The 16,100-nt window shown below is 72.4% G+C and carries 11 protein-coding genes; 7 read left to right on the top strand and 4 right to left on the bottom strand.

What is annotated here, in order from left to right; all coding sequences use genetic code 11:
• Positions 1-4 precede the first annotated feature (4 nt).
• Complete coding sequence (locus IPI43_02375; GenBank protein ID MBK7772974.1) at positions 5-1,246, bottom strand: glycosyltransferase; 1,242 nt, start codon at positions 1,244-1,246, stop codon at positions 5-7.
• Positions 1,243-2,040, bottom strand: coding sequence for a glycosyltransferase family 2 protein (locus IPI43_02370; protein ID MBK7772973.1), 798 nt, complete (start codon positions 2,038-2,040; stop codon positions 1,243-1,245). Before IPI43_02370 ends, IPI43_02375 begins: the two co-directional genes overlap by 4 nt.
• A 100-nt stretch (positions 2,041-2,140) precedes the next feature.
• Between IPI43_02370 and IPI43_02365 the strand changes: the two genes are divergently transcribed.
• Both IPI43_02365 and IPI43_02360 read left to right on the top strand, forming a co-directional pair.
• Positions 2,141-2,653, top strand: a complete 513-nt coding sequence (locus tag IPI43_02365; GenBank protein ID MBK7772972.1) for a hypothetical protein — start codon at positions 2,141-2,143, stop codon at positions 2,651-2,653.
• A gap of 42 nt (positions 2,654-2,695) precedes the next feature.
• Positions 2,696-4,492: a long-chain fatty acid--CoA ligase gene (locus IPI43_02360; protein ID MBK7772971.1), complete on the top strand. Its 1,797-nt coding sequence runs from the start codon at positions 2,696-2,698 to the stop codon at positions 4,490-4,492.
• A gap of 13 nt (positions 4,493-4,505) precedes the next feature.
• Here IPI43_02360 and IPI43_02355 read toward each other — a convergent pair whose 3' ends face one another.
• Positions 4,506-5,573 (bottom strand): DUF368 domain-containing protein, encoded by a 1,068-nt coding sequence (locus tag IPI43_02355; GenBank protein ID MBK7772970.1) that lies wholly within the window; start codon positions 5,571-5,573, stop codon positions 4,506-4,508.
• An 83-nt stretch (positions 5,574-5,656) separates the two neighbouring features.
• On the opposite strand from IPI43_02355, the gene IPI43_02350 reads away from it, so the two are divergent.
• The gene (locus IPI43_02350) at positions 5,657-7,036 is read left to right on the top strand and encodes an AarF/ABC1/UbiB kinase family protein (protein MBK7772969.1); all 1,380 of its coding nucleotides are present in this window, start codon (positions 5,657-5,659) and stop codon (positions 7,034-7,036) included.
• 7 nt (positions 7,037-7,043) lie between these two features.
• Positions 7,044-7,577 carry an FxsA family protein gene (locus IPI43_02345; GenBank protein ID MBK7772968.1) on the top strand — a complete coding sequence of 178 codons (534 nt, stop codon included), beginning with the start codon at positions 7,044-7,046 and terminating at the stop codon, positions 7,575-7,577.
• An 18-nt stretch (positions 7,578-7,595) separates the two neighbouring features.
• Here the strand turns inward: IPI43_02345 and IPI43_02340 are convergent, their stop codons facing one another.
• Positions 7,596-10,736: a hypothetical protein gene (locus IPI43_02340; GenBank protein ID MBK7772967.1), complete on the bottom strand. Its 3,141-nt coding sequence runs from the start codon at positions 10,734-10,736 to the stop codon at positions 7,596-7,598.
• A 119-nt stretch (positions 10,737-10,855) separates the two neighbouring features.
• On the opposite strand from IPI43_02340, the gene IPI43_02335 reads away from it, so the two are divergent.
• Genes IPI43_02335 through hrpB form a run of 3 tightly spaced genes read left to right on the top strand, consistent with a single transcriptional unit; the run spans position 10,856 to position 16,091 of the window.
• Positions 10,856-11,830: an FKBP-type peptidyl-prolyl cis-trans isomerase gene (locus IPI43_02335; protein MBK7772966.1), complete on the top strand. Its 975-nt coding sequence runs from the start codon at positions 10,856-10,858 to the stop codon at positions 11,828-11,830.
• A 16-nt stretch (positions 11,831-11,846) separates the two neighbouring features.
• Complete coding sequence (ettA, locus tag IPI43_02330) at positions 11,847-13,526, top strand: energy-dependent translational throttle protein EttA (protein ID MBK7772965.1); 1,680 nt, start codon at positions 11,847-11,849, stop codon at positions 13,524-13,526.
• 18 nt (positions 13,527-13,544) lie between these two features.
• The gene (gene hrpB, locus IPI43_02325; protein ID MBK7772964.1) at positions 13,545-16,091 is read left to right on the top strand and encodes an ATP-dependent helicase HrpB; all 2,547 of its coding nucleotides are present in this window, start codon (positions 13,545-13,547) and stop codon (positions 16,089-16,091) included.
• The last annotated feature ends 9 nt before the right edge of the window (positions 16,092-16,100 follow it).

The raw sequence follows: 16,100 nt of genomic DNA, 5'->3' as shown, positions 1-16,100 counted from the left end.
GGCGCTAACCCCGAACCAGAGCGTCGAGGCGCGGGCCGAGGGCAGACCATGTCTGTGCCTCGGCCGCTTGCTTTGCGCTCCGTGCGCGGGCGCGAGCCGCCGCAGGGTCGGCCAAGAGTGCGACCACGGCAGCTCGCAGCGCGGCCGGGTCATCGGGCGGCACCAGCACACCCCGCTCGCCGTCACACAGAGCCTCGGCGACGCCGCCCGTGTCGGACGCGATCACCGGCAGGCCCGCCAGCATGGCCTCGAGCATGGCGGTGGGCGTGCCTTCTTCGCGCCCCGAAGCCAGCCGCCGTGAGGGCAGCACGAACGCGTCGGCGGCCCGCAACCACATGGCCTTCTCGCGGCCCAGCACCACGCCCACGAAGCGCACGCGCACACCGTGCTGCTCCGCGAGGCGCTCGAGCTCTTCGCGTGAGGGGCCCGCGCCGGCGACCACCAACGTCACGTCGGGCACGCCTCGCACCGCTTCGACCAGCACGTCGAGGCCCTTGATGGGCACCAGCCGCCCGAGCGTGAACAGCACGGGTCCCTCTAGCCCGAGCGTCGCGCGCGCTTGCTGCCGGTCGAGCGCAGAGGGGGCCAGGTCCACGCCCATGGCCAGCACCGACGCGTGCGGGAGGGAGTGGCCCACGAGCGCCTCGAAGCGAGCACGATGCGTGGCCGACACGAACGTGATGGCGCTGCAGTGGTGGGCAATGCGCCGCGCCAGCCGAGCCCCGCCGGGCACGTGCTCGAGCAGGTGGATGTCGGCTCCGTGCGTCACCACCACGTGGCGCGGACGCGAACGCTCGGGCAGCAGCGTGGCCACGTACGCGCTCGGCACGGCCCAGTGCGACACCAGCACGTCGAAGGCGTTGGCGTGCTGCAGCAGGTAGCGTCCCAGCGCCAGCGGGTAGGTCAGCGCGCCCAGCCACGCCAGCCGGTCGGCGCGCAGGTTCTCGGGGGCGCCTGCCCGGTGGAACGTGCGCTGGAGCGACGCTGGCCGCGCGTAGGTGAGGCGCGTGACTCGCGGCGGCTCGTGCGCGTTGCTTGGCCCGCCATGTGGGACGTTCGCGGAGTGCGACAGGGGCTGCGCCGGGGAGGGCGCGAGCGCCGGGGCCACCACGTCCACGTGGTGCCCCAGCGCGACGAGCGTCTCGGCGAAGCCCTGCACGAAGATGCCCGCAGTATCGTCCGGCGCAGCGGGGTAGCTGGTGGTCAGCAGCAGCACCCGCAGGCCCGGCGAGGCGACGCGGCTCACGGGGGCGGCGCGAGCGTCGCGCGGGTGGCCAGCGAGCCCATCGACCCATGCGCCACGAGCGCATCTTGCCCGGCGCTCTGTTCGGCGAGGCGGCGCAGGGTGGCCCTCCCCAGCACGAAAGGAACGACGAACAGCGCGTGTCGCCAGCCGATGCCGCTGATCTCGTCGCGGTACACCGGGCGCACGGGAACGTCCACCACGCGCACGCCGCGCGCCGCGCACTGCGCCAGCAGGTCGTTGGGGTAGCCGTAGCGCGGCCACAGGTCACCGAGGTCGAGCCGCGCTGCCGCGTCCCGGTGCAGCGCGCAATACCCGCACTGCGAGTCCTCCACGTTGGTCTGGGTGGCCAGCCGGGTGAGGGCCGAGAGCACGTGGTTGCCCGCAAAGCGCTGGGGCGGCATCAGCTCGCGCGCTCCGGGCCAGGCCAAGCGGTTGCCCTTGGCGTAGCCCGCCCCGCCGTCGATGACCGCGCTCAGCAGGGCTGGGAGGTCCGCGGGGTCCATCTGGCCGTCACCCGCCATGACCACCGCCACGTCGGCGCCGGCCGAGAAGGCGGCTTCGTAGCCCGTCACCAGCGCGGCCCCCACGCCGCGGTTGAGCTCGTGGCGGAGCACCCGCACGCGTGGGTCCCGCTGCGCCACCTCGCCCGCGCGCAGCGAGGTGTCATCGGGGCTGCCGTCGTCCACCACCACGATGTCGTCCACGTAGGCCGGGACCGCGTCGAGGGCGCGCACGATCATGCGTCCTTCCAGGTACGCTGGCATGACCACGGCGACCCGGGCGTGCTTCCACATGGCCCAAGGGCTAGCACCCGAGCGGCCCCCGTCCAATTCGCCCCAGTGGGCGAGAGGCGGGAATCTTGACCGGGCGGCGTCCGAGGGGGCAGAAACAGGTATGCGCTCTCGGATTCCGCTCCTCTTCGGCTCCTCCCACCGCCCGCTCGCGTCCGCTGTCGTCAGCGCATCGTGGTTGGCGCTGCTGCTCACCCTGGGCGGCTGCGGCGGCAGCACCACCCCCGCCGAGACGGCCGCGGTGGAGGCGCCCGTGGTGGAGGCGCCGGCCGAGCCCCCACAGCCCCGACGAGCTGGCACCATCACCCGGGCCGAGCTGCTCCCCGTGCTGGAAGGTGGCCTCGGCCGCTTCTTGGGCGGCGTGGGCACCGAGCCGCAGGTGGAGGCGGGTCGCTTCGTGGGGTGGCGCATCACCCGCTTCTTCCCCGAGGATCCGCGCTTCGCCGACATCGCGCTGCGCCCCGGCGACGTGGTCACGCGCGTCAACGCCCAGCCCATCGAGCGCCCGGAGCAGGCGTTCCGCGTGTGGGACGGCCTGCGCGTCGCCAGCGAGCTGGTGGTGGACTTCACCCACGAGGGTCAGCCCCAGCAGATGCGCTACGCGATCGAGGACTGACATCCCCGCAGCGCGGGAGCGGCCTGCTACCATCCCGGCCGCATGTCCTTCGACCCGCTCTTTCGCGACCTGAACGACCTCTTCCACCGCAGCATCGCGCAGTACGCGGAGCGCCCGCTCTTTGGCACCAAGCGCGGGGGCACGTGGACGTGGACCACCTACGGGGACTTCGGCCGCGAGGTGGACCGCATCCGCGCCGGGCTCGCGAGCCTGGGCGTGGGCCCGGGGGATCGCGTCGCCATCATCGCCAACAACCGCGTGGAGTGGGCCGCGCTCGCGCACGCCACCTACGGCCTCGGAGCCGCCTACGTGCCCATGTACGAGGCCCAGCAGGCGGAGGAGTGGCGCTACATCCTGAGCGACAGCGGCGCGCGGGTGGTGTTCGTGGCCAACGAGGCCATCGCGCGCACCCTCTCCGCGTCGCGGGCGCAGCTCCCGAGCGTCGAGCACCTGGTCTCGCTCGCACACCAGCCGGGCAGCGCGGACAGCACCTACGAGGCCCTGCGCGACCGCGGGCGACACACCGCGGTGGCCGTGGTCCCGGCCGAGGCGAGCACACCCGCCACGTTCCTCTACACGTCGGGCACCACGGGGACGCCCAAGGGCGTCATCCTCTCGCACGCCAACATCGCGCTCAACGTCAGCGCGGTGCACGAGGTGTTCCCGATGGCGCCGGAGGACCGCTCGCTGTCCTTCCTGCCTTGGGCGCACTCCTTCGGTCAGACCGTGGAGCTGCACGGGCTCTTCTCGATGGGCGCCTCCATCGCCATCGCCGAGTCGGTCCCGCGCATCCTGCAGAACCTCGGGGAGGTGCAGCCCACGTTGCTCTTCGCGGTGCCGCGCATCTTCAACCTGATCTACGACACGGTGCACAAAAAGGTGGCCGAGGAGGGCGGCCGCAAGCAGAAGCTGTTCCGCGCCGCGCTGGCCAACTCGAAGTTGCGCAAGGACCTGGCGGGCCGCAACGAGTCGAGCGGCGTGGCGGATCTGCAGCACGTCATCTTCGACCGCGTGGTGTTCAGCCACATCCGCGGGCGCTTCGGCGGCAAGCTGAAGTACGCGTTCAGCGGCGGCGCGGCCATCTCGCGCGAGGTGGCCGAGTTCATCGACGGCCTCGGCATCCCGGTCTACGAGGGCTACGGCCTCACCGAGACGTCACCCATCGCCACCATGAACTACCCGGGCTCGCGCAAGATCGGCTCGGTGGGCAAGGTGCTCCCAGGCGTGCGCATCGAGATCGACCGCGCGGTGACGGGCGACCCCCAGCACGGCGAGGTGCTGGTCTTCGGGCACAACGTGATGCTGGGCTACCACGGCCTGCCCGAGGCGAACGCCGAAGTGTTCGTGGAGCGCAAGGGCGAGCGCGGGCTGCGCACGGGCGACATGGGCTACCTCGACGGGGAGGGCTTCCTGCACATCACCGGGCGCATCAAGGAGCAGTACAAGCTCGAGAACGGGAAGTTCGTGGTGCCCACGCCGCTCGAGGAGCAGCTCAAGCTCAGCCCCTACATCTCGAACGTCATGCTCTTCGGTGAGAACCGTGAGTACAACGTGGCCGTGATCGTGCCCGACTTCGACCTGCTGCTGCCGTGGTGCGCGCAGCATCGGGTGCCCGCCACGGCGGCCGAGGCCGTGCGCGACCCGCGCGTGCAGGACCTCTTCGAGCGCGAGCTGGACCGGCAGAGCGGTGAGTTCCGCCACTTCGAGAAGGTGCGCAAGTTCCTCTTGGTGACCGAGGAGTTCAGCACCGAGAACGGCATGCTCACACCCACGCTCAAGGTGAAGCGCGGCGCGGTGCTCGCAGCCTATGGCGAGGCGCTCGCGGCGCTCTACGCCTGAGCGCCTGCGCCCGTCAGTCTCCGTCTTGCGAGGGCACGGGCTGAATGGCCCGCTCGCTCGGCGCGCGGTTCGAGTACTTGGCCAGCAGCGCGGTCAGCAAGAACCCCAGGATGCCGATGCCCACGGCGCCGATCAGCTGCAGGTTGGTGGGCTCGAAGGCCCGCGTGGGCCACTTGTGCTGCGGCAGCTCGGCCAGGCGTTCGGCCGTCATGCGGATGCCGCCCACCAGGTCGCCCACGCTCGGCCGGTAGAACTCGCGGAAGGGGGCCAGCCCCACCACGCTGCCGAAGAGGAAGCCGAGCAGCGCGCCCAGCGTGGGCTTCTCGTACTTGGCGAGCAGCCTCTCGATCAGGTTGCTGACGGCCAGCACGCCCACCAGCACGCCGAGGCCCACCGGCAGGATGACCGTCACGAACGCGTCGCTGGCGGCCATCGGGTCCCCGGCGCGGAGGGCGTCCTTGAAGACGCTGATGGCGTCCAGCACCGGCAGGTACGCGCCCAACAAGATGAGCAGGTAGCCGCCGCTGATGCCCGGCAGGATCATGGCGCTCGCGCCGATCACGCCGGCCATGAACATGAAGCCGAAGCCCGAGGCCGACGTGGTCTCGCCGCTGTCCACGAAGGCCAGCACCACCATCAGCAAGAAGGCGGGCACGAAGCCGGCGAACACACGCCCGTCGGCGGGCCGCGCGAGCCCCCAGACCACCGGCACGCCGCCCAGCGTGAGCCCGATGAAGAGGCTGTACATGGCCCAGCGGTGCTCGACCGTGGTGTTCCGCACCGTCTCGGCCAGCACCAAGATGGCGAGGCCCGCGCACAGCGCCACCATCCCCAGCAGGAAGAGCGAGTGCTTGCGGAACTTGAAGCGGCTGATCTCCGCGACCGACTGCACGAAGCGCGGGTAGATGCCGCTGGCCAGCAGCATGGTCCCGCCGCTGATGCCGGGCACCAGGTTGGCGAGCCCCATCATGGTGCCGCCGATGATGCAGCGCAGCGTCAGGAGCGGCCACGGGCCGTAGCCGTGGACGGCCCCCACTTGCTCCTCGGGCACCGGGAACTGGCTGTCTTTCGGCTCCGTCATGGCGTGAGTGTGCGCGGAGGTGCGCGGCTCGTCCATTCTGCGCCAGGTAGACGGGCGGGCCGCTCGGAACTACACCGTGAGCCATGCGCTTCCTGTCTCTGGTGCTCCGCTCGCTCGCGATCCTGGCCGTGCTCACCGGGGCGTTCTTTCGCTACATGGGCCGGCGCATCGTGGCCGGGCGGCTGGACACCGAGGCACGCGACCACCTGCGTGGACAGGTGCTGGTGAGCACGCTCGACAAGCTGGGGGCCACCTACGTGAAGCTCGGGCAGATCCTGAGCACGCGTCCGGACATCATCCCGCCGGGCATCGTGCGCGAGCTCGAGACGCTGCAGGACAAGGTGCAGCCCATCCCGTTCGAGCAGGTGGTCCGCGTGCTGGACGAGGACCTGCCGAAGGAAGCGCGCGCGCGCATCGTGTCGATCGACCCGGTGCCGGTGGCCGCAGCGTCGGTGGCGCAGGTGCACCGTGGGCGCCTCGACACGGGTGAGGCCGTGGCGCTCAAGGTGCAGCGCCCGCTGGCCGCGCCACAGATCGATCGCGACCTGGTGCTGATGGACGTGGGCGCGCGCATGCTGGAGTGGATCCCCTCGCTCAAGCTGCTCTCGCTGCGCGGCGCGGTGGCCCAGTTCGCAGAGGCCATGCACCGGCAGGTGGACTTCGAGCAGGAGGCCAACAACAACCGGCGCTTCGCGGCCAACTTCGCGCACGTGGAGGGCGTGGAGGTGCCCAAGCTGATCGACGGCCTGTGCTCGCGGCGCGTGCTCACCATGGAGTTCGTGAACGGCGTGCGCGCCACCGAGCCCGAGAAGGTGGGCGGCGACCGCAAGCTGCTGGCCCTGCGCGGCGCGGCGGCCATCCAGCAGATGGTCTTCAAGGACGGCTTCGTGCACGCCGACCTGCACCCCGGCAACATCATGCTCACCGACGAGGGCGTGGTGGTGCTCATCGACCTGGGGCTGGTGGCCGAGATCCCGAAGGACCTGATGCGGCCCTTCATCGAGACCTTCCACGCGCTCAGCCAGAAGGACGGCAAGGCGGCGGCGCGGCTGTTCTACGTGTACGCGCCCACCGTGGGCACCAAGGACTACGCGCAGTACGAGCGCGAGGTCACGGCCTACTTCGACACGTTCTACGGCAAGCCGTTGGGCGAGCTGGAGGCCAGCGAGGTGGTGGCCGGGATCATGAACATCCTGCGGCGCCACAAGGTGCAGATCGACCCCAGCTTCACGGTGGTGCACATCGCCATGCTGGTGGCCGAGGGGCTGGGCAAGCAGCTGGACCCGGACATCGATCTCATCGCGCTGGCCACGCCCATGCTGCTCGAGGTGATCGTCACGGCGCCGGCGGGGCGTTCGCCCGAGCGCGAGGTGCCGGGCGAGGCCGAGGCCAAGCGCGCAGCCGAGGCCGCGAAGGCGCAGCGCAAGGCCGAGCGGCGCGCCCAACAGCAGCAGGCGGAGTGAGGCGCGGGTGGGCAGGCTCTTCCTCGCGTTCGTCCTCTTTGCGCTGACCGAGCTCTACGTGCTCCTCGCCCTCGGGCGGGCGCTGGGGTTCTGGCCCACGCTCGGGCTGCTGTTCGTCACCAGCGTGGTGGGCACCGTCATCGCGCGAAGCCTCGGCGCGCGCGTGCTGGCACGCTGGAGCGAGGCGCTGGCGGGCGGGCAGATGCCCGAAGAGGGCGTGCTGGGTGGCGTGCTGGTCTTGCTGGGCAGCGCCCTGCTCATCGTCCCCGGCGTGCTCAGCGACGTGCTGGGGCTGTCGTTGCTCATCCCGGGCACGCGCGCGCTGTGGGCGCGGGGCGTTCGCACGTGGCTCGAGCGTCGCGTGGCGCGCGGCGACGTGGAGGTGGTGACCATGGGCACCGTGTCGATGGGCGGCCCCGGCATGCGCTCCCGCACGGGGCGACCAGGCGCACGCCCCGTGGCCGGTGTCATCGACGTGGAGGGTCACGAGGTGAGCCGGAGCGAGGCGCCGGCGCCAACCCTCGAGCGCGGCGACGAGTAGGCCGCACCGGCGGCGGGGTCAGTCCTCTTCGGCGAGGTCTTCTTCGGCGCGGCGAATGCGCTCTTCGGGGGCGCGCTCGCGTGGGGCCAGCGTCTGCGCCTCGCGCCACGTGGCGATGGCTTGGTCGTGCCGGCCCATCGACAGCAGCACGTCGCCCACCATCAGGCGCCCCTCGATGCCACGCGTCTCCACGTCGCGTGCGCGCTCGGCCCAGCGCAGCGCATCGGCGGGCTGCTGCGCGTCCAGGTAGGTGCGGGCGATGCCCAGCGCGGCGTCGGTGCTACGCGGCTTGAGGTGCGCGGCGAAGCGATAGGACGAGAGCGCCACCTCGAGGTCGCCGCGCGAGCGGGCGCGAGCACCACGCGCGAGGCTGTCGCGGTAGCGCTCCACGGTGGCGGCGGCCCCGGCGTGTTCTTCCGGCATGGGCCCGGGGTCCACCGACAGGAGCCGCGGTGCGCTGGGCGCTTGGGCGTTGGCCTGCGCGCGGGACACGGGTGCGGGCGCGGTGGCTGCAGGCGCGGCTGGCAGGGGGGCTGGCGCGGGCGTGGCCAGCGGGGCGGGCGTGGGGGCGGCGCCGGGATCGCTCGCTGGGCCCTGCGCCGCAAACGTGAACACCAGCGCGAACCCTGCGATGCCGGCGAGGATGATGGCGAGCCCGATGACCACGTGCACGGGGGACACCTTTCGCCGAGGCGCCTCGTCCGCGGAGACGACCGGCTGTGCCATGACGGGCTGCGGCTGGGCGGGCAGCGTGGCGGGAGGCGGCTGCGGCATGGGCACGGGCCGGGGCGCGGGTGGCGCGGGCACTTCCGCGAGTGGCGCAGCAACCGTTGGCACCACGGCAGCCAGGGCCGCAGGAGGAGCCGAAGCGGCTCGAGTGGGCGCGGTCGAGGGCGGAGGAGGCGGGCGTGTCGAGGGCGGTGCCGGCGGGTGGGGGGCCAGGCCAGCGCCGGGGAGCGGCGGGAGTGTGGGCTTGTTGTCCTCCGAGAGAGGCGGTGGCAGCGACGTGCGCGTGGGAGGGGGGGGCGGGGGCAGTGACTTGACGGCCGCGGGGGGCGGAGGCGGCAGTGACTTGGCGGCCGCGAGGGCCGGGGGAGGTGGCCGCGTAGCGGCGGCGGCCGGCGTGGGCGGGCGCGCGCCGGAAGCCGGCGACGGGGCGGGCGCCAAGCGTGCCACGGGTGCACCCAGGGGAGCGCCGGGCGGGGCAGCGCGGGTGGCCACCTGAGGGCTCGTGCTGGGCGGGGGCGCGGGCCGCGCGGTGGCGGGCTTGGCGTCAGGCGGTGATGAGACTTTGCTGGAGCTCGCCACGGGAGCTGCAGCGGGATGGGTGCCTGGGGCAACGGCAGCGGCCCGCGCCACGGCCGCGGTGGCTGGGCTGGCCGTCCGCGGCGGGACCGCCGGGGCCCGAGCGGGCTCGGCGAGCGCGCCGACCGCGGGCTTGGGAGCGGTGGTCGGCGCGGGCTTGGGGGCAATGGGCGCGACGTTGGCGGGCGCGGGCTTGGCGGCGGTTGGCGAAGCGGAGACGACGGGCGCTGATGCCGGGCGCACCGGTGGCCGCGGCGCCGCGACCCGGGCCACTCCCTTCGGCCGCGTGGGCTGGCCCTCGAGCGCGTCTTGCAGGCCACCCACCAGGTCCTCGAGCTCTCCCACCAGCGCGTTGGTCTCCGTGCTGTGGGTCTGGCTGGCCGCAGCGCGTGCGCGCGGCGGGCTCGACGGCCGCGAGCCGCGCTCCGGAGGCGGCGGCGGTGCCGACGGGCTGTGCGTCACCGGCATGGGGCTGCCTTCGGCGTGCGCGGCGCGCACGGCCTCGTCGAGCGGCATCAGCATGTTGGCGAGCTTCGGGTGGGTGGCGGGCTCGGCGCGCAGGCGGCCCGCCCCCGCCACCAGCAGGCACGCGAACGCTGCAGCGGCCTCGAGCCGACGGCCGTCCGGGAGGTGGGCGCTGGCCCCGGCCACCAGCCCCTCGGCGAGGGCTAGCTGAAGCGTGGCCCCGCCGCGCGGGCGCACCTGCAGGTTCCACGCGCCGCCCGTGCTGAGCAGCGCTCGCACCAGCCGCGTGGGGCCCACGGTCTCGATGCGCGCGTCGAAGACCTCGTGGGCGGCCGCCCGGGCGCGCAGCGCCGCGTCCGGCTCGGTGAGCTTCGCGATGTTCGCCGCCAGGCGCTCCACGCGTGGCGGGCCGTCCTCGGGCAGCAGCTCCTTCGCGTCCATCACCACCAGCGACGCCCAGCGCAGCTGTGGGTCCGCGCGCAAGCGGGCGACGGCGTCGAAGCCCCAGTGGTTGAGGCCCTCTTCATCGATGAGCGCGATCTCGGGATCCAGGTCGCGCGCGCGGTCCCAGCCGGACCCGTCGGCCGACACCACCACCACCAGCGCGCCGTTGGCACGCAGCTCCTGCGCCAGCGCATCGGCAGCGGCGGGGTTGTTGGCGATCAACAAGAAGCGACGGTCACGCAGGCCCTTGCGGGCCGAGCCGTCGGCCTCGGCCTCGGCCTCGTCGTCCAGTGTCCAGAGCGGCGCCACCGGCGCTTCGTGGAAGGCATAGTGCAGCGGCTTCGCCTCCGCGATGAGCGGCCGCACGCGCTCGATGAACTGGCTGATGGCCGCTCGCATGGGCTGCCCGGCGCGCACCACGAAGCGCTCGGCGCGCGCGCCGTCGGCCTGCGTGATGGAGAGGATGCCGCTCTGCAGCTCGCGCCCGAGGATCTGCACCAGGTCGTCCACCGAGGCCTCGGCCAGCTCACCCGCCTCGTGCACCCCAGGGTCGTCGTAGAGGCGCGTGGCCAGCTCCAGCATCTGGCGCGCCATGGCGTCCGCGCTGGCGCTGCGCTGCAGGATGGTGACCACGCCGTGCTCGGCGGCCCGCAGGCGCGCCGCGAGGCTGTCGTCCGAAGACAGCAGCGCCACCGGGCTGGAAGCGGTGAGCGCGTGGGCACCCAGCTCGCGCAACAGCGCCGCCGCCTGCTCGGGCTGCGCAGCGCGCCCCACGAAGACCGTCACGTCGGGCACGTTGGCTAGCACCGCGGCCACGGCCGAGTCGGCCTCGTCTTCCACCATGACGATGGCCCGCCCACTCAAGGCCGCGACCAGCGCCTCGAGCATGGGCTCGCCGTCGCCGAACAGCAGGAGTGTGGGGCGGTCGTCGTCGGGAGGGGTCACGCGGGGTGTCGTTCCTCACGCGATGGTAGCGACGCCCGTCACATTTTGGAAAGGTTTGCACACCCGCGCGCAAGGCTGGCGTCTCGACATCCCCTGCGCGTTCGGGTACCAAGCGGCGCATGTCTTTCACCGAACGAAGCTCCTCCGCGCTGTGGCTCGCCCTTTTGCTCCTCGTTCCTGCTGGCGGCTGCCGCACCAGCAGCAACGGCCTCGGCGACGAGCCCCGCGGCGAAGGTGAGTCTGCCGCTGCCGACGTCCCGCGCGGACCTCGCGCCCAGGCTCACGAGGACCCGCCAGCGGGTGCCCAGGCTGGCGCACAAGTCGAAGCGGCCGCTGCGCCCGCCCCCGAAGAGCCGCCCGGAATCCCGGCTCCCGCAGACGTGGCGGCGCCGCCGGCCAACGCCGAGCGCACGGCCACCGGCGTGGCATCGCGCGTCCTCGAGGCGGGCACGGGTCGCGACCACCCCACCGCCCAGGACGTCGTCATCGTGCACTACACCGGCTGGACCACGGACGGTCAGATGTTCGACTCCAGCGTGCAGCGTGGCCGGCCCATCTCGTTCCCGCTGCGCGGCGTGATCCCCGGCTGGACCGAGGGTCTGCAGCTCATGGTGCGTGGCGAGAAGCGCCGCCTCTGGATCCCCGAAGAGCTCGCCTACCGCGGCCAGCCCGGCCGTCCGGCCGGCATGCTCGTCTTCGACGTGGAGCTGCTGGGCATCGAGACCGCGCCGCCCGTCACTCCCGACAACGTGGCCGCCGCGCCGCGCAACGCGGAGCGCACCGCGAGCGGCGTCGCCTCGGTGGTCCTGCAGCCCGGCACGGGCACCGTGCACCCCACGGCCACCAGCTCGGTCACCGTGCACTACAGCGGCTGGACCACGGATGGCACGTTGTTCGACTCGTCGCTGCGTCGCGGCCGCGAGGCCACCTTCCCGCTCAATGGCGTGATCCCCGGCTGGACCGAAGGCATGCAGCTCATGGTCGCTGGCGAGAAGCGTCGCTTCTGGATCCCCGGCAACCTCGCGTACGATGGCCAGCCCGAGCGCCCGCAGGGCACGCTCGTGTTCGACGTGACGCTGATCGCCATCGACTGAGCAGGAGTGACCCCACATGGCTGACTATATTTTCACGATGCAGGGGGTGACCAAGGTTCACCCGCCGGACAAGAAGGTCGTCGAGAACCTGTACCTCTCGTTCCTGCCGGGCGCGAAGATCGGCATCATCGGCGTCAACGGCACCGGTAAGTCCACCGTGCTGCGCATCATGGCGGGCGTGGACACCAACTTCACGGGCGAGGCCTGGAAGCGCGCTGGCCTGACCGTGGGGTACTTGGAGCAGGAGCCGGACCTCGGCGACGCCAAGACCGTGCGCGAAGCCGTCGAAGAGGGCGTGAAGCCCGTGCGCGATCTGCTGCGCGAGTTCGAGGAGCTGAGCATGAAGTTCAGCGAGCCGATGAGCGACGACGAGATGACCAAGCTGCTGGAGAAGCAGGGCGTCCTGCAGGACAAAATCGACGCGGCCGACGGCTGGAACCTCGAGCACACGCTCGAGCTGGCCATGGACGCGCTGCGCCTGCCGCCGGCCGACGCCGACCCGAAGGTGCTTTCGGGTGGTGAGAAGCGCCGCGTGGCGCTGTGCCGCCTGCTGCTGCAGCGGCCCGACATGCTCTTGCTGGACGAGCCCACCAACCACCTCGACGCCGAGAGCGTGGCGTGGCTCCAGGGCCACCTCCAGGCGTACCCAGGCGCTGTCATCCTGGTCACGCACGACCGCTACTTCCTCGACAACGTGGTGGAGTGGATCCTCGAGCTGGATCACGGCAAGGCCTTGCCCTTCAAGGGCAACTACTCCGAGTGGCTCGACAACAAGGCGCAGCGCCTCGAGAAGGAAGAGAAGTCCGACAGCTCGCGGCGCAAGAAGATCCAGCGCGAGCTCGAGTGGGTCCGTGCTTCGCCCAAGGCGCGGCAGGCCAAGAGCAAGGCGCGCCTCGAGGCGTTCGACACGCTGGTGGCCGAGGCCGGCCGCGAGCAGCGCGACGGCGCTGAGATCAAGATCCCGCCGGGCCCGCGTCTGGGCCGCAAGGTCATCGAGGTGCACGGCATCAAGAAGGCCTACGGCGACAAGCTGCTGTACGAGGACTTGAGCTTCTCGCTGCCTCCCGGCGCCATCCTGGGCATCGTGGGCGCGAACGGCGCGGGCAAGACCACGCTCTTCCGCATGCTGGTGGGCGAAGAGCAGCCCGATGCGGGGCACATCGAGGTGGGCGAGACCGTCAAGCTCAGCTACGTGGACCAGAGCCGCGCCGACCTGAAGGGCGACGCCAGCGTCTACGACGAGGTCTCCGGCGGCACCGAGGAGATCGACGTGGGTGGCGGTCGCACCGTGCGCGCGCGCCAGTACGTGGGCTGGTTCAACTTCAAGGGCAGCGACCAACAGAAGAAGGTCGGCGCGCTCTCGGGCGGTGAGCGCAACCGCGTGCACCTCGCCAAGCTGCTGCGCAGCGGCGGCAACGTGCTGCTGCTCGACGAGCCCACCAACGACATCGACGTGGAGACGCTGCAGTCGCTCGAGCAAGCGATCCTGGAGTTCCCCGGCTGCTGCTTGATCGTCAGCCATGACCGCTGGTATCTGGACCGGCTCTGCACGCACATCCTCGGCTTCGAGGGCGACAGCAGCGTGGTGTTCTTCGAGGGTGGCTACTCCGACTACGCGGCCGACAAGAAGAAGCGCCTGGGTGATGACGCGGACGTGCCGCGCCGCATCAAGTACCGCAAGCTCACGCGCGTCTGACGCAGCGTGACACGCGCTCTGCCACCGCGCGCCGAGGCCGCGCTGCCCGTCGACCAGTTCCTCCCGGAGATCCGGGCGGCGCTCGTTCGGGCAGGCGCGGTGGTCATCGTGGCTGAGCCTGGCGCGGGCAAGACCACGCGCGTGCCCTCCGCGGTGCTGCTCCAGTGTGAAGCGGACGGACTGCCCGGAGAGGTGTGGGTTCTCGAGCCTCGCCGCCTCGCCGCGCGCATGGCCGCGGCGCGGGTGGCCGACGAGAAGGGCGAGGCGCTGGGGGAGAGCGTCGGCGTCCAAGTGCGCTTCGAGACGCTGGCCGGGCCGCGCACGCGCCTGCGCTTCGTGACGGAGGGCGTGCTGCTGCGGCGTCTGGCGGACGACCCCACGCTGCGGGGCCTCGCCGCGGTGGTCTTCGACGAGTTCCACGAGCGCAGCGTGGCCTCGGACCTGGGCCTGGCCCTGTGCCGCCACGCGCGCGCCTCCGCGCGGCCCGACCTGCGCCTGGTGGTCATGAGCGCCACGCTCGACCCCGCGCCGGTGGCCGCGTTCTTGGACGCGCCCGTGGTGAGGGTGCCGGGCCGCGAGTTCCCGGTGGACGTGCGCTTCGCCGACCGCGAGGACACGCGCCACTTGGAAGAGCGCGTGGCGGGGGGCGTGCGCCGCGCGCTGGCCCAGACGTCTGGCGACGTGCTGGTGTTCTTGCCGGGCGCGGCCGAGATCCGCCGCGCAGCGGACGCCTGCCGCGAGCTGGTGCAGCACGCGGGCGCGGACCTGGCGCTGCTGCACGGGGACCTGCCCGCACGCGAGCAGGACCAGGCCGTGCAGCGGGGCGCGCGCCGCAAGGTCATCCTGTCCACCAACGTGGCGGAGAGCTCGGTCACCCTGCCCAGCGTCACGCACGTGCTGGACAGCGGGCTCGCGCGCGTGGCGCGGCACGAGGCGTGGACGGGCCTCAGCAGCCTGGTCACCGAGCGCATCAGCCGCGCGCGCGCCGTGCAGCGGGCCGGCCGCGCGGGTCGTGTGCAGGCCGGCACGTGCGAGCGGCTCTACACGCGCCACGACTTCGACTCGCGCGACGCGCAGGACGCCCCCGAAGTGGCTCGCGCCGAGCTGGCGGAGGCGCTGCTCCTGCTGGCCACGCTCGGGCACGACGCGCGCACCTTCGCGTTCTTCGAGGCGCCCCCCGAGGCCGCGCGCACGGCCGCGCTCGAGCTGCTGCAGCGCCTGGGTGCGCTCGACGAGCAGGCTGGCATGCTCGGCCCCACCGCACTCGGCCGGCGCCTGGCCACGCTGCCCACGCACCCCAGGCTGGGACGCCTCATGCTGGAGGCCAGCGAGCGAGGGGCGGGCGCGCGCGGGGCGCTGGTGGCCGCGCTCATCGCCGAACGCGACATCCGTCGCGGGAGCCGCGCGCACCTGGGTGGCCCGCGAGGGCGTGGCCGGGAGCGGGTGGAAGACAGCGACGTGGTGGAGCAGGTGGAGGCCTTCGAGGAGGCGGAGGCGCACGGGTTCTCGGCTGGCGTGCTGCGTCGCCTCGAGCTCGAGCCCGCGCTGGTGCACACGGTCAAGCAGAGCCGCGACCAGCTGGCCCGCGCCTTGCGCCTGCCGCGCGTGCCCGATGCGCCGCTGGACGCCGAGCGCACCGCCATCGCGCGCGCCGTGCTGGTGGGCTTTCCGGACCGTGTGGGCAAGCGCCGCGATGCGGGCCGCCCCGCGGTGGTGTTCGCCGGCGGCGGCAGCGGCGAGCTCGCCCCCGAGAGCGTGGTGCGCGAGGCGGAATTCATGGTCTGCGTGGACGCGCGCCGGCAGCAGCAGCGCACCGTCATCGAGCGCGCCAGCGCCGTCGACGCCGAGGACCTGCTGGATGCCTTTCCCGAGCGCGTCGTGAGCTACGTGGAGACGCGCTTCGACGCGCGGCGCGAGCAGGTGGAGCAGATCAGCGGGCTGCGCTACGACGGCCTGGTCATCGACCAGAGCGTGCGGCGGGACGTGTCCGGGGACGAAGTGGCCGACACGTTGGCGCGCGCGGCGCTCGCCGCAGGCCTGCAGCGCTTCGTGGACATGGACGAGCTCCAGGCGCTCCAACATCGTGTCGCGTTCGCTCGTGCACACGGCGTGGCCACGCCAGCCATCGACGACGCGCGCATCATCGAGGCCCTGCGTGTGCTGTGCGATGGCCGGCGCTCGTTCGCCGACCTCAAGTCCTTGGCGCTGCTCCCCACGCTGCTGGGCATGCTGGACCAGGCCACACGGCGGGCGCTCGACACCGTCGCTCCCGAGACGGTCTCCTTGCCGGCCCGCGCGCGCGTGCCGGTGAACTACGAGGCCGAGCGCGCGCCCTGGATCGAGTCCCGCATGCAAGACTTCTTCGGCATGACCCGCGGTCCGAGCGTGGCCCGCGGTGAGGTGCCCCTGGTGCTGCACCTGCTGGCCCCCAACAAACGCGCGGTGCAGGTCACCACCGACCTGGCGGGCTTCTGGGAGCGTCACTATCCGCGCCTCGCCCAGGAGCTACGCCGGCGCTATCCGCGGCATCGCTTTCCGGAGGATCCAGCGGCTCGGCAGTCATGAGTCGCGCAC

It is taken from the genome of Sandaracinaceae bacterium (assembly GCA_016706685.1).
In the GTDB taxonomy this organism is placed as follows: Bacteria; Myxococcota_A; Polyangia; order Polyangiales; family Houyiibacteriaceae; genus JADJJE01.
This window is presented reverse-complemented; position numbering and strand designations above follow the sequence as displayed.

Excerpts from the sequence above, each read along its gene's own strand:
- IPI43_02370 (MBK7772973.1), bottom strand. The coding sequence starts at position 2,040 with ATGTGGAAGCACGCCCGGGTCGCCGTGGTCATGCCAGCGTACCTGGAA.
- IPI43_02335 (MBK7772966.1), top strand. The coding sequence starts at position 10,856 with ATGTCTTTCACCGAACGAAGCTCCTCCGCGCTGTGGCTCGCCCTTTTG.
- IPI43_02360 (MBK7772971.1), top strand. The coding sequence starts at position 2,696 with ATGTCCTTCGACCCGCTCTTTCGCGACCTGAACGACCTCTTCCACCGC.
- IPI43_02350 (MBK7772969.1), top strand. The coding sequence starts at position 5,657 with ATGCGCTTCCTGTCTCTGGTGCTCCGCTCGCTCGCGATCCTGGCCGTG.
- ettA (MBK7772965.1), top strand. The coding sequence starts at position 11,847 with ATGGCTGACTATATTTTCACGATGCAGGGGGTGACCAAGGTTCACCCG.
- IPI43_02365 (MBK7772972.1), top strand. The coding sequence starts at position 2,141 with ATGCGCTCTCGGATTCCGCTCCTCTTCGGCTCCTCCCACCGCCCGCTC.
- IPI43_02355 (MBK7772970.1), bottom strand. The coding sequence starts at position 5,573 with ATGACGGAGCCGAAAGACAGCCAGTTCCCGGTGCCCGAGGAGCAAGTG.